This is a genomic window from Aminobacter aminovorans, from assembly GCF_900445235.1.
GTDB classification, from domain to species: Bacteria; Pseudomonadota; Alphaproteobacteria; order Rhizobiales; family Rhizobiaceae; genus Aminobacter; species Aminobacter aminovorans.
Genome location: NZ_UFSM01000001.1, coordinates 1401507 through 1414880, shown reverse-complemented (window position 1 = coordinate 1414880; position 13374 = coordinate 1401507). Strand labels below are relative to the sequence as shown.

General features: G+C 63.2%; 14 protein-coding genes. 4 read left to right on the top strand and 10 right to left on the bottom strand.

Annotated elements, in window-relative coordinates; genetic code table 11:
• Positions 1-4: 4 nt before the first annotated feature.
• A complete protein-coding gene (locus DY201_RS06985; RefSeq protein ID WP_115730571.1) occupies positions 5-2089 on the top strand; it encodes a PAS domain S-box protein in 2085 nt (694 codons plus the stop codon).
• 1 nt (position 2090) lies between these two features.
• Here the strand turns inward: DY201_RS06985 and DY201_RS06980 are convergent, their stop codons facing one another.
• From DY201_RS06980 to DY201_RS06960, 5 genes are all read right to left on the bottom strand, one after another.
• Positions 2091-2864, bottom strand: a complete 774-nt coding sequence (locus DY201_RS06980) for a glucose 1-dehydrogenase (protein ID WP_115730570.1) — start codon at positions 2862-2864, stop codon at positions 2091-2093.
• Between the two features lie 191 nt (positions 2865-3055).
• Positions 3056-3466, bottom strand: coding sequence for a hypothetical protein (locus tag DY201_RS06975; protein ID WP_115730569.1), 411 nt, complete (start codon positions 3464-3466; stop codon positions 3056-3058).
• 335 nt (positions 3467-3801) lie between these two features.
• Positions 3802-4101: a GNAT family N-acetyltransferase gene (locus DY201_RS06970; protein WP_115730568.1), complete on the bottom strand. Its 300-nt coding sequence runs from the start codon at positions 4099-4101 to the stop codon at positions 3802-3804.
• A 2-nt stretch (positions 4102-4103) separates the two neighbouring features.
• Positions 4104-4724 (bottom strand): alpha/beta hydrolase, encoded by a 621-nt coding sequence (locus tag DY201_RS06965; RefSeq protein ID WP_115730567.1) that lies wholly within the window; start codon positions 4722-4724, stop codon positions 4104-4106.
• Positions 4725-4734: 10 nt separating this feature from the next.
• On the bottom strand, positions 4735-5667 hold the full coding sequence (locus DY201_RS06960) for a VOC family protein (RefSeq protein ID WP_115730566.1): 933 nt from the start codon (positions 5665-5667) through the stop codon (positions 4735-4737).
• A gap of 231 nt (positions 5668-5898) precedes the next feature.
• On the opposite strand from DY201_RS06960, the gene DY201_RS06955 reads away from it, so the two are divergent.
• The gene (locus DY201_RS06955; protein ID WP_115733644.1) at positions 5899-7455 is read left to right on the top strand and encodes an alkaline phosphatase family protein; all 1557 of its coding nucleotides are present in this window, start codon (positions 5899-5901) and stop codon (positions 7453-7455) included.
• Between the two features lie 121 nt (positions 7456-7576).
• Here the strand turns inward: DY201_RS06955 and DY201_RS06950 are convergent, their stop codons facing one another.
• Together DY201_RS06950 and DY201_RS28960 are read right to left on the bottom strand one after the other, a co-directional pair.
• Positions 7577-8533 (bottom strand): PRC-barrel domain-containing protein, encoded by a 957-nt coding sequence (locus DY201_RS06950; protein WP_115730565.1) that lies wholly within the window; start codon positions 8531-8533, stop codon positions 7577-7579.
• Positions 8534-8700: 167 nt separating this feature from the next.
• Positions 8701-8871 carry a hypothetical protein gene (locus tag DY201_RS28960; protein WP_165915911.1) on the bottom strand — a complete coding sequence of 57 codons (171 nt, stop codon included), beginning with the start codon at positions 8869-8871 and terminating at the stop codon, positions 8701-8703.
• Positions 8872-8996: 125 nt separating this feature from the next.
• Between DY201_RS28960 and DY201_RS06945 the strand changes: the two genes are divergently transcribed.
• Positions 8997-10421 (top strand): sensor histidine kinase, encoded by a 1425-nt coding sequence (locus tag DY201_RS06945; RefSeq protein WP_245431916.1) that lies wholly within the window; start codon positions 8997-8999, stop codon positions 10419-10421.
• A gap of 12 nt (positions 10422-10433) precedes the next feature.
• On the opposite strand, the gene DY201_RS06940 is transcribed toward DY201_RS06945, so the two are convergent.
• Positions 10434-10886 carry a hypothetical protein gene (locus DY201_RS06940; protein ID WP_115730564.1) on the bottom strand — a complete coding sequence of 151 codons (453 nt, stop codon included), beginning with the start codon at positions 10884-10886 and terminating at the stop codon, positions 10434-10436.
• A 95-nt stretch (positions 10887-10981) separates the two neighbouring features.
• Positions 10982-11308, bottom strand: a complete 327-nt coding sequence (locus DY201_RS06935; RefSeq protein WP_115730563.1) for an ElaB/YgaM/YqjD family protein — start codon at positions 11306-11308, stop codon at positions 10982-10984.
• Positions 11309-11430: 122 nt separating this feature from the next.
• Between DY201_RS06935 and DY201_RS06930 the strand changes: the two genes are divergently transcribed.
• The gene (locus DY201_RS06930; RefSeq protein WP_115730562.1) at positions 11431-12543 is read left to right on the top strand and encodes an AI-2E family transporter; all 1113 of its coding nucleotides are present in this window, start codon (positions 11431-11433) and stop codon (positions 12541-12543) included.
• Between the two features lie 24 nt (positions 12544-12567).
• On the opposite strand, the gene DY201_RS06925 is transcribed toward DY201_RS06930, so the two are convergent.
• Positions 12568-13329, bottom strand: a complete 762-nt coding sequence (locus DY201_RS06925) for a Crp/Fnr family transcriptional regulator (RefSeq protein WP_115730561.1) — start codon at positions 13327-13329, stop codon at positions 12568-12570.
• Positions 13330-13374: the final 45 nt, after the last annotated feature.

Here is a 13374-nt window from a genome sequence, read left to right as displayed (position 1 = left end):
CGCGATGACATTGTTGACCGTCTCACGCACCGACAACCCGTCGGGCACGCCGAGCCCCACCATCGTGGCCGGGCAGATCGTGCGCCGGCTACGCGCAGCCCAGGATTGGCAGATCGAGATCGATACCATCCTGCGCAGCCTCGCCGGCGGCTTCGGCGGCCATCGCACCATCCTGTTCCGGCTGCGCGACGTGCCCGGCCAAGGTTTCGCGCAGTCGATCGCCGCCTTTTGGGTCGACCCGAAGATCGACGCCATCGCAGCGCCGCCGACGACCATCAACCAGACGCTTGTCGATTCCGACCCGCTGCTCGAGCGCCTTGCCGAGGAAGGCCGCCAGGGCAAGATCTTCACCGGATTGACCCGCGACCTCAGCGGTTTCCTGCGCAACGACTTCGAAAAGCAGCATATCAAGTCGTTCCTGTCGGTGTCGGTGTCGGCGCATGGTCATCTCTGGGGCACGCTCGCCGTCAATGATTGCCTCGTCGAGCGCCACTGGGACGACGACGAGATCGCCGCGCTCGAAATCATCGCCGCAGCCCTCGGCGATGCCATCGAGCGCTCGCTGTCGGAATATCATGTCAGCGAGATCATCCGCCGCACCATGCTGCAGGCCTCGCTCGACGCCATCATGGTGGTCGACGAGACCGGCTCGATCATCGAGTTCAACCCAGCCGCCGAAAAGATGTTCGGGTGGACGCGCGACGAGATCCTGGGCAAGGACCTGCTCGATACGGTGATCCCCACCTACTACCGCAAGGGCTATAATAACGGCGCCGAATACCTGGCCGGGCGGGGCTCGCCGATGGTCGGCCATAGGCTCGAGACAGTGACCCAGAATGCGACCGGTGAGATCATCCCGATCGAGCTCACCGCCAACGAGATGCGGCTCGCCGACCGGCGCCTCGTCCTCGGCTCGATCCGCGACCTCAGGGAAAAGCACCGCGCCGAAGAAGAGATCAACCGCCAGCGCGAAAAGCTGCACCAGAACGAGAAGATGGCGGCAATGGGCTCGCTGCTCGCCGGCGTTTCGCACGAGCTCAACAATCCGCTTGCCGTGGTGGTGGCCCAATCGACGCTGCTGCATGAATTCGCCCCCGACCCGCAGACCAAGATCCGCGCCGAGAAGGTGCGGGCCGCCGCCGAACGCTGTGGCCGCATCGTCAAGAGCTTCCTCGGCATGGTCCGCCTGCACCCGACGTCGCGCGCCGAGACCGACCTCAACCAGGTCATCCGTGCCGCCCTCGAGGTCACCGCCTATGGCGCCCGCTCCAGCGGCATCAGCATTACCACCGAACTTGCGGCAGGCACGCTGAGCGTCATGGCCGATGCCGATCATATGACCCAGGTCGCGGCAAACTTCCTGGTCAACAGCCAGCATGCGCTGGCCGCGGCACCAGGCGACCGCGTCATTCGCGTCAGGACCTTCCGCAATGCCGACGGCAGCGCCGGCTTCTCGGTCGAAGACTCCGGCCCCGGCATCGCCGAGGCGATCCGCGACCGCATCTTCGAGTCCTATTTCACCACAAAGCCGGTCGGCGTCGGCACCGGCATTGGTCTCTCGATCTCGAAAGCCATCGTCGACCGGCACAATGGCAAGGTCTGGTTCGAGCCGGTGGCGCCGACGGGCGCGCGCTTCATTGTCGAACTGCCGCCGATGGGCGACGGCCACGGCACCATGCTGGAGGCGACGCCGAAGTCGAGTGGGCTGCGCCACGCCGTCATCATCGACGATGAGCCCGACGTTGCCGCCTCACTGGCCGATATTCTCGAACTGATGGGCGTCAAGTCGCGCATCGTCTCGACCTGGGATTCGGTCTCGGAAGCTCTGGCCGATCAGCCCGACATCATCTTTTCCGACCTGCGCATGCCTGATCGCAGCGGCATCACCATCTTCCGCGAGATCGTCGCGACACAGCCGGAGATGGCACCACGCTTCGTACTCGTCACCGGCGACCTGATCGGCGCCAAGGCCGAGCTCGAGCAACTGCCGCCCAACCTCAAGCCGCACATACTCGAAAAGCCGTTCAGCACCTTCGACGTCCGCAGCGCACTCAGCGCGGTCAGCGAGCAGGTCGCCGACGGCGCATGACTCACTGGGCCGTATAGCCGCCATCGATTACGAGTTCGGTACCGGTCACGAAGCCCGACTCGTCGGAGGCGAGATAGAGCACGCCATAAGCAACGTCTTCGGGTTCGCCGACCCGGCCGAGCGGTGTCAGTTCGACGGCCTTGTTGCCCGCGCCGCTTACGGCCAGCTTGTCGAGTGCTGCCGACGACATCGGTGTGCGGATCCAACCCGGATGGATGGAGTTGACGCGTATACCGTAGCGCTCCTTGGCGCAATGCAGCGCCGCTGACTTGCTGAACAGCCTGACCCCGCCCTTGCTCGCGACATAGGCTGCTGTCGACGGGCTGCCGACGAGGCCCATCGTCGACGAAAAGTTGACGATCGACCCGCCCTTGCCAGACTTGCGCATGGCCTCGATGCCGTATTTGGTGCCGAGGAACACGCCCTCCATGTTGACCGCCATGACCTTGCGCCAGTCGTCGAGGCTGAGATCCTCGACGCTGCCGAAGGGTGCGCCGACGCCGGCATTGTTGACCAGAATGTGGAGCCCTCCGAAGGCTTCAAGCGTCTTCGACATAACGTCTTGCCAGCCGGCTTCCGAAGTGACGTCATGTTCGGCATAGAGGCTGCGCCCACCGGCGATCCGGATGGATTCGGCGACCTGGCGACCCTTGTCGGCCTGCAGATCGCTGACGACGACGACCGCACCCTGGCGCGCCAGCAGCTTGGCGCTCGCTTCGCCCATGCCAGACGCGGCACCGGTGACGATGGCAACTTTTCCTTCGACGCGGCCCATCCCTGATCCTCTCGCTTGAGGGGCTTCATGGTCGCGCGGCGAAGATCGGCCCTGCATCGTCCTGAGGGACTAACAAGACGTTCGCATCAGAACAAAAAAAGCCCCCGCAGCCGAAGCCGCGGGGGAGGTACGCGCTGGAGGATCTGTGTGCAGGCGCGGGGATTGGAGGCGGCGCTCGGAGCGCCGAAACGCTAGAAGATGTTCGGCGTGGTGCGGACCGGCTCGGCGCTGGCGATCAGCCTAACCTTGCGGGCCTCGCCTATGCCGGTTTCCTTGGCAATGGTCTCGACGCAGATTTTGCTCTCTGCGCCCCAGGCCTGCCCACGGCAGGCGATATCGGTTTCCGACAGCGGCAGCCGGTCGGTCTTGGCGGTGGTGTGCGTACCCTGGATCGTGCCGAGCTTTGAGCCCATCGAGGCAAAGGCCGGGCCAGCGGTCGGCACCAGCGCCATCGACGACAGCGAGGCGATCACGAAAATCGAAAACATGGCCATCGGGTGCTCGTTGGCACGCTGACGGATGGCAAGGCGCGGACGGCGATAGATGTGCGAACGCGGCTGGAATTTTTGGTCGAACTCGGAAAGCTGGGCAGAAGCGGACATTGGGCAGCTCTTTTCGTTAAATTTCATTCCCCTGTTGATATGAATGTAACCGCGCTTTGTAACATACCGATGCTGATCAGCGACACCTAATGCAACAACCTATAAACATCATAAACAGTCAGCAATTCTGTCCAATCGGGCATAATCAGTCGCCATTTCAGTCATTTCCGTCCGCCTTCTGTACCATTTCGAGAAACAGCCAAAACTGCCTTTGTAACAGCCTGCCTGAAATGCAGGCACATACGAAAATAACGAAAGGCCGATGCAGTTGCCTGCACCGGCCTTTTACGATCTCGACACGTCCGCCGGTCTGCACCCGGCAAGGCTATGCGATGTCAACTGTTGAGGACGTCGGCCCATTCGGGGTGGCGGCGGAATTGAGCCGCGGCAAACGGACACAGCGGGATGATCTTCTTGCCCGCTGCGCGCGCATCCTCGACCGCCCGCGTCACCAGCCTCAAGCCGGCGCCCTGCCCACGAAACGCGTCGGGCACCTCGGTGTGGTCGATGATGAACAGCGTTTCGCTGACATTGCTGTAGGTCATCTCCGCTTCGGCGCCGCCGTCACCGCGTATGACGTAGCGTCCCTTGCTGCCATGGTCCTCACGCTCGATCGCCGCCAGTTCTTCAGTCATTGTTACAGCTCCTTTGTGACGCCGGCGAAAAGGCGTTTCACCGCTTCGGTTTCGTTTGGCCGTAGCTCGTGGCCGCCTTCATGCCATTCGACACTGACAGCGGCGCCCGCTTGCCGCAAATAGGCGTCGAGCCGGGCCGTCAGATCAGGTGGACAGATCGGATCGCGCCGCCCGGCGGTAACAAGCACCTGGCGACCACTGAGGCTGCCCTTAACCTCAGGTGCAAACGGGATCAGCGGATGCATCAGTGCGACCGCGTCGAACAAATCGGGTTCGGCAAACAGCACCGAGGCCAGGATGTTGGCGCCATTGGAATAGCCGAGCGCCAGAACCTCCGACGGCTTTGCCACAGCGATGTGAGCCTTGACGAAGCCGGCCATCTTGGTGGTCGCCCGGGCGAGATCGTCCATGTCGTAGACGCCCTCGCCGGTGCGGCGGAAGAAGCGCGCAGCTCCCATTTCCGAGACGTCGCCGCGGGGCGACACGACGGTCGCCCCCGGCACCAGTTCCCGGGCTAAGCCCAGAAGCTGGTTCTCATCACCGCCGGTGCCGTGGAAAGCGAAGATCACAGGGCCATCAGGTTCCCCTGGCAGCACCTTGTGGATGTAACTATCCTTGCTCATCGGTCTCCCCTCAGTTGCCCAGCGGCTGCAGGTTGTTTTCCAGATAATCGCGCAGATGCGCATGCTGCGCCGGCAGCTTCAACGCCTCGCCAAGATGAGCGGTGTCCTCGTCGCGGTCGAAACCGGGCTCGTTGGTCGCGATCTCGAACAGCACGCCACCGGGGGTGCGGAAATAGATCGCCCAGAAGTAGTCGCGGTCGATGACAGGCGTCACCTGATAGCCCGTCTCCATCAGCGCCTTGCGCACTTCGAGCTGCTTCTCCCGGTTCTCCACCGCAAAGGCGATGTGATGCACCGAACCCGCGCCGAGGCCGGCGAAGGAAGCGCCCGGCAGCGTCTCGATGTCGATGAAGTCGGCGCCATTGCCGTCCCTCACCGCCAGCCGCTTGATGTTGCCTGACGTGTCGACCGGCTCATAGCCCATGAACTTCAAAAGCTCTTCGGTCGCCCCGCCATCGCGCAGCCTGAGCGAGGCTGAGTGGAAGCCTCGGATCGCCTCGTCATTGCCGACGCCGCCCTTGGTCCACGGCGCACGGCTGTCGCCCTTGGCTTCGACCAACGCGAAGCCATCGCCGTCGGGACCGGCAAAGCTCAGGCGCTTCTCGCCGAACTGCTCGTTGCGGGCGAGCCCGTTCACGCCCTGCTCGGCGAAGCGCTTTTCCCAGAAGGGCAGCGTGCCTTCGGGCACTGAGAACACGGTGGTGCCGACCTCGCCGACGCCGGGACGGCCCTTGCCGATATTGGGGAACGGGAAGTAGGTCATCACCGAACCGGGCGTGCCCAACTCATCGGCATAATAGAGGTGGTAGACGTCGGGGGCGTCGAAATTGACAGTTTTCTTGACCCGGCGCAGGCCGAGTTTGTGGGTGAAGAACTGGTTGTTTTCGGCCGCATCCCCGGCCATCGAGGTGACGTGGTGCAGGCCCTTGATCTGGTTGAGCATCGTCTTGCTCCTTTCGCTTGCCGCGGCCCCTGCCGCTCTGTTGGAGCGAATATGGGCGCATCGGCTGGTAGCGAATAGTGGCCGGTCACAGAATGGTCAGTATCCAAAAAGTGAACAATGAAAGTGAATTCGTTCACACTTTTTTGCATGACTGCTGCGGTGGCGAAGACGCTTGCGCATATCGGTGAATCCGGCTTCCTTGGCCCGCGATTTCAGTTCCAGGGGGCGAGCTTGGCAGGCACCGGCAGACGGCAGAACATTCTTCTCATCACTTGCGACCAGTGGCGTGGCGACAGCCTGTCGGCAGTCGGCCATCCCGTGGTGAAGACGCCAAATTCGGATGCGCTGGCGCGCGAGGGCGTGCTGTTTTCTCGCCACTATGCCGGAGCCGCGCCCTGCTCGCCGGCACGCGCCTGCCTTTACACCGGCCTCTACCAGATGAACAACCGCGTCTGCCGCAATGGCACGCCGCTCGACGACCGCCATGATAACATCGCACGCGCCGCGCGTCGCGTCGGCTACGACCCGACATTGTTCGGCTACACCGATGTTTCGCCCGACCCACGCAACCGCGCGCCGGGCGACCCGTTCCTGCGCACGTATGAAGGTGTTCTGCCCGGCTTCACCACGCGCCAGCTTTTGCCCGAACACCAGAAAGGCTGGCTGTCCTGGCTCGCCGCACGCGGCATCGATTCCAGCGCCGGCTTCCCCGATATCCACCGACCGGCGACCGCCGATGCTCCGGAAGTCAGCAACGCTATCCCCGTCTATTCGAAGGATGAAACACCTGCCGCCTTCCTCACCGGCGAATTCCTGCGCTGGCTCGGCGAGCAGGACAAGGGCGAGCCCTGGTTCGCCCATGTCTCGTTCCTCAGCCCGCATCCACCCTTCATCGTGCCCGCGCCGTTCAACACAATGTACGACCCGGCGGAAGGCCCGGCCTATGCCCGTGCGCCCAGCCTCGACGCAGAGAAGGCGAGCCACCCTTTCCTCACCTATCACCTCGAACATCATCAGGGTAAGTCGAGCTTCATCCCAGGTGCCGCGGGCAAGGTCGGCGACTGGAGCGAGGAGGAGTTCCGCAAGATCCGCGCGCTCTATTACGGCATGATCTCGGAGGTCGATTCCCAGCTCGGCCGCATCTGGCAAGGCATCCGCGACAAGGGTGACTGGGAAGACACCATCGTCATTCTGACCTCCGACCACGCCGAGATGATGGGTGACCACCACATGCTCGGCAAGGGCGGATGGTTTGATGGCAGCTACCACGTCCCGCTTATCGTCAAGGCGCCCGGCCACGAGCGGGCGGCTGGCAGCACCATCAATCGATTCACCGCAGCCGTCGACATCATGCCGACCCTGCTCGACCTGATCGGCGCCGCCGCGCAGCCGCATCTCGACGGCCAGTCACTGAAACCGTTCCTCGACGGCGAGGCGCCGGCCGGCTGGCGCGACGCCGCCCATTGGGAGTACGATTTCCGCTCGGTCGCCAACGGCGCCACCGAGGCCTATTTTGGCACCGGATCGCGGCAGCTCAACCTGTCGGTCGTCCGCACCGAGACGGTCAAATACGTCCATTTCGGCGGCGGCTTGCCGCCACTGCTCTACAATCTTGCCAACGATCCCGGTGAAATGCGCAACCTCGCAGACGATCCGGCGTGGCTGGGCGTGCGGCTCGAATTTGCGGAAAAACTGCTCGGCTGGCGCGCCAGGCATCTCGACCAGTCGCTGGCGCTGTCGGAGCTGGCCGAGGCCGGCCCAACCGGACATTTCCTGCGCCTGCCGTAGAGCAATTCCTGGAAAGGTGTGCAGCGGTTTCCGTCGGGAATTGCGCAAGCACTCTGTCACGCAAAGAAAAGGCCCGCGCCGAAGCGCGGGCCTCTCTCAAGTTCGCCACATCTACTGGATGCTACTGGACGATGATCAGACGCTGCTCGTCGCGCTTTTCGGCCCAGCTGCTCGCGTCGTAAGCGGGCTGACCTTCAAGCTGTTCCTTGGTGAAGGTCGTGTAGAGGTACTTCTTGCCATCGGCATCGACCATGAAGGCGAGATTGTCGCTGCCAACCGCAACCTTCTTCTCACCCATGCCGAGGAAGCCGCCGACGTCGATGACATAGGCATCGATCTTGCCATCGGCAGACATCAGGATATCGCCGATCTCGCCGATGTTGGCGTCATCAGCGCCATAGACGGTGGTACCCATCAGCTCTTCGGCACGCAGATCGGCAGCCGGCAGTTCCTTCAGCGTCGACTTGTCGATGGCCGCAGTCTTGGTGTCGTCTGCCGTTGCAGCATCGGGCGTAGCCGGAACCTGGGCGGTCTGGTCGGTGGCCGGCGGTGTCGCTGCGTCAGGCGTTGCCGGAGCAACGGGCGCCTGCGCCGTCTGGTCGGTCGCGGGAGCAGCCGGGTCGGTGGCCGCTGCCGTCGCCGGCGCCGGCTCATAGGCACGGCGGTCGAAATCAGGCAGCGCCTGGAGCTGCTCCTTGGTCGTCGACATCACCAGCCAGCGGTCGCCATTCTTCTCGGCCCAATCGAACTTGTCGAAGCTTACGGCGACGTTCTTTTCGCCGATGCCGAGGAAGCCGCCGACACCGATCACCAGTTGGTCGGCCTTGCCGTCTGCGGTGAGGACGATGTCGTTGACGTTGCCGATGTTCTCGGCGTCGTCGGCGGTACCGTTATAGACCTTCTCGCCAATGATGTTGGCGGCAAGGAAGCCATCGGCGTGCGGGATCACTTCAGGCGTTGCCGGAGCGACTTCCACAGGCGCTGCCGGAGCCGGTGCCGGCGCGGTGGTATCCTGCGCATAGGCGCCGGTCGCAAGCAGGGCTGTGATGGCGGTCGTGGCCAAAAGGTTGCGGATCATGGTAAAGTCTCCTCGTGCGTGTTGTTCATGCATGCCGCGCCTCGACCTGTCTTTTGCCGGAACGGTCAGGCGCGGCCTCCTACGGGGTCACAACGTCGTGACCCGGTCATGGTTCCGAATTTGTGCATTTCGGCAAGCATCTTAACTTCCTCATTCCTCAAGGGCACTTAGCCGGGGACTGTGGTGGTCTGGTTGGCGTTCTTGTCGATCATCTCGCCATAGAATTCCGCAGCACCCCATGCCGCCATTGCCAGCATCAGCGCCGCGATAAGTACCAGCAGGACGTGACGGCCACGCGTTCCCTGACGCGCATTTCGGGCTGGAATGATTCTCGTCATATTTGCTCTCCCAAATGGTCCAGGAGGGCTAACGACAGCGTCACGCCATGGTTCCCAAGTTACTCCCAAGGCTTTTCAAGCGTGCCGCGCCCGTCTAGTTTGCCCGGGCCAAGAGGGATGGCCAAGTGCAGGACGACAGAACCAATGCGGCAGGCAGTGCCAGCGACAGCGCCTACGGTGCGCACAGCCGCATGCCTTACGACGCTGACTTCGATCGGCTGGCAAAGCTCGCGTCGGCGCTGATGTCGGCACCCGCGGCACTGCTCACCCTCGCCAATGCGGAGGGGCGGCAGCTCGTCCACGCATCTGTTGGGACGTCTCCAGCCGAAGCCGCTGAAGCGCTCGCCTTGGCAGAGCGGTTCCTGGCAAGCGACCTGGTCGAAGGTCCCGGTCTCTTGTTCCACGCAGCAGCGCCGATCGTCGCTTCAGGCCGCGCTGTCGGAACCTTGCTGACCTTCGGCGGGAAAGAACGCCCCGCGCCGGCCAAGCTCGCGCAATTGCAGGACGTCGCAGCACTTGCCGGAAGTCTTGTTGAGCTGCTCGACCGCTCGCAGGCCGGGGCGCGCGCCGAAGCAGCACTGGTGCATGCCGAAACCCGCCGCGCCATCGCGCTTGAGGCCGCCGCCCTTGCAAGTTGGGTCTGGGATCCGCGTACCGGCGTCGTCGAATGCGACACGCTCCTGCCTGAGCTCTTCAACATGCCGCCGGCAACGCGGATGCGGGCGCGCGACATCGTCGTCGCTATCGATCGCCGCGACATCGGCAAGACGCGACAGATCTTCCAGGAAGCGCTTGAAGGCAGCGACGAATATTCCGGCGAATACCGCATCCGCGACATCGATCCGCCGCGCTGGCTCGCCGCTCGCGGCCGCGTCGTCGAGCGTGATGCCAATGGGCGCCCGACGCTGGTCTTCGGCGTGAATTACGACATCACCGAACGCCGCAGTGCCGAGGAGCGCCAGCGCCTATTGCTGCGCGAGATCAACCACCGGGTCAAGAACACGCTCGCCACCGTCCAGGCGCTCGCGACCCAGACGGTGCGCCACGCGCGTGAGCCGCGCGAGTTCCTCGACGCCTTCAGCCAGCGCCTGCGCGCGCTCGGCGTCGCGCACGGATTGTTGTCGGAATATGAATGGCGCGGCATCGGCATCCGCGATCTCGTCCAGTTGGAACTTTCGCCGTTCGACGACGACGACACCCCGCGCATTTCAGTCACCGGCCCCGATGCCCTGCTTACCCCTGATCAAACGCTGGGCATGGCACTGATCCTGCATGAACTGGCCAGCAACGCGCTCAAATATGGCGCCCTTTCGGTGCCGGGCGGCAAGGCAACCGTGTCGTGGACCGTCAGCGGCGACAACCGACTGGAGCTACATTGGATCGAAGGCGGCGGGCCGAAGGTCACCCCACCGACCCATCACGGTTTCGGCTCGATCCTCATCCGACGCAGCCTCGCCAAGGTTATCTCAAGCGAGGTGAAACACGATTTTCCGGCCGAGGGGGTGCGCGCCCACATCTCGATGCCGCTGGGCGAAACGGCCGAGAGCTGAACGGCTGCCGACTTATTCGCCTGCAGCGCTGTCGCTGCCGTCGGGCTTGCGGTTTTCGCGATAGATCGCATAGGCGGCCAGCGCCACCACCGGTCCCAACAGCGCGCCGATGCCGCCCTTGCTGCGCAGTAATGTCGGCAGCACGGCCATCGCAGCCGTGGTGCCGAGCGCCGCAATGTCGGCACGCCGACGCCGCTCGTCCTCGCGGGCGCGCGTGCTGGCCATCAGCCTGTGGACCAGCAGGATCAATCCCGCCACCAACAGGAAACCAAGGCCGAAGCCGATTGCCGCTTCGAGGTGACCATATTTTTCAGCCGTCCAGATAAAGCCGGCGCCGACCAGAAAGCCCACACCGCACAGGCCGGTAATAGCGGCGGCCAGATAGGCAGCCGCGGCACGGCGTGTCCGCTTCAGCGCCAGTGTCGTCTCGCCTGTGGCGAAACTCGCAATTAGAGATGCCAGCATGTGTCCCCCGGCCAGTGTCTGAAATTACGCATCGTATATACCGGAGATCGATTGTCTCTCTCTCTCCGGCTGACACGCTCTCTCCGGCTGACACGCTAGCGCCGCGCCAGCAGCGCGACCAGAAAACCGACGCCAGCGGCGATGGCAAGCGACGTCACCGGCTTCTCACGCACGGTGGCCATGAACTGCTCTTCGACATCGCGGACGTTTACACGCAGCGCTTCGACCGCCGCGTCGCTCTGTGCCTTCAGCTGCTCGGCACCTTGTGCCGCAGCGCGGCGCGCGGCGTCATAGCCATGTTCGCCGGTTGCTGCCAGCTGCTTGGCCAGCGCCTCGATGTCGGCCTTCAACTGCTTGATGTCAGCCTCGAGGTCCGGCGTTGTCTTGGTCCCATTGGTCGGCTTGCCCGTAGCTGTTGCCATGTCATTGCTCCTTGCATTCGATGGGGCCGAAACGCTTGATATCTCTGTCGGTTCCGTCGACGCAGGAACCATCGCCTGTCGCCGGACGTTTTGCCAGTCTGATCCAGCTGGAAAAATCGTCGATGTCGAACCGCACCATCAAAAAGGCACCGACGGTGCGCCTGCCGCCAAAATCCAACTTCGAGATACTCCTCACACGCGGCGCACAGGTATCGATCATTTTCATCGGCATCGTAGTTACCGTCTTTGCCCTCCATGCCGGCGAATTCATCCTCACGCCGATCGGTCTCGGCATCGTCATCGGCCTGATGCTCGGTCCGCTTGCCTCGCGGCTCGAGCGCTTCAATGTGCCGTCCGCACTGTCGGCGGCAATCGTCGTTTTACTGTTCATCGGCTCGGTCTGCGTCTTTGCGCTTCTGGTAAGCTCCCCGCTCAGCTTCTGGCTCCAGCGCCTGCCGCAGATATGGTCCCAGCTCGCCACGCAGTTGTCCGACCTCAAGGGTCCGCTCGAAACCTTCAAGAGCATGCGCGACCAGCTGCGACAGGTCACCGGCGGCGAAGGCGTGTCCGTCTCGGTTGATGAGGGCATGGGTGTCGAGACCATGGCGACGCTGGCGCCGGCCGTCATCGCCCAGGTGCTGTTGTTTTTCGCCAGCCTCTATTTCTTTGTCGCCACGCGCGACCAGACCCGGATTGCCATCCTCAGGATCTGCTTCAACCGTCGCCTACGCTGGCGCGTCGCCCATATCTTCCGCGACGTCGAACGGCTGGTCTCACAATATCTGCTGTCGATCACCGTCATCAATCTCGCCGAGGGCGTCACGGTCGGCGTCGGGCTTCACCTGCTAGGCGTTCCCTCGGCACCGCTGTGGGGCGCCCTCGCCATCGTCACCAACTTCGTGCCCTTCGTCGGCCCGCTGGTCATGGTGGCGATCCTGTTTGCGGTCGGACTGACCGAATTCGACACCTTGGCCACCAGCCTGCTGCCGGTGGCACTTTACCTCGGCGTCAACACCATCGAGGGCCAGTTCGTCACGCCACTGGTCATCGGCAGGACTATGACGCTCAATCCGTTCGTTGTGCTGCTCGCCCTCGCATTCTGGATCTGGCTGTGGGGTGCCATCGGCGGCTTCATCGCCATCCCGGCCTTGCTCGTCGGCTATGCCATCATCCGCAACGTGCTGCCCGGCGTGAACTGGGGCGTCGACGAGCTCGACCGGCAATATGAGCGCTAGCCGCGAAAGCAGAAAGATCGCAGTTCACAGCAATGGACGGACACCTTCGTCGAGGCCGCTCCAGTTGGCGAGCGCCATCAAACCCTTGATGTCGAGCACCTTGCAGCCGCCATCGCGCCACTGCACGAGCTTGCGGTCGATCAGCTTGCGGATCGTCTTGTTGGTGTGAACAAGCGACAGGCCGAGGGTGTCGGCAACGTGCTGCTGGGTGATCGGAATTTCCACTTTGCCTGTACCGTCCATTCCAACCTTCTGCGCCCTGCTGGCGATGAAGGCGAGAAGATAGGCAGCGCGCTCCAGTGCCGACCGGCGCCCGACGCTCAACAGGTTTTCATCGAGCATGCGTTCCTCGCGCGATGCGATCCAGGTGATGTCATAGGCCAACCCCGGATAGCCGCGATACAGCTCCATCAGCCGGTCGCGCTCGAACATGCACAGCAGCATCGGCGACAGCGCTTCCACTGAATGCTGCATCTCGCCCATCAGGCTGCCCTGCAGGCCGATCATGTCGCCTGGCAGAACGTAATTGAGGATCTGGCGGCGGCCATCCTCCAGCAGCTTGTAGCGAAACCCCCATCCCGCCAGGACGGTGTAGAGGTGTGCGCTGTTGCTGCCTTCGGAAAGCAGCGTCGCGCCCTTGTCGACAGACAGTTCGCCACGTTTGAAGCTGCTGACGAAAGCCAGTTCGTCATTTTCGAATGCCCTGAAGGTCGGCAACAGCCTGAGCGGACACTTCTCGCACGAAACCTGCCGCACGGTGTCCGTCGCAAAGCCCTGTTCGGTCATGAAATCCTCCAGAGATGTGATCGGCAACGCCCTCGACAAGGCGAT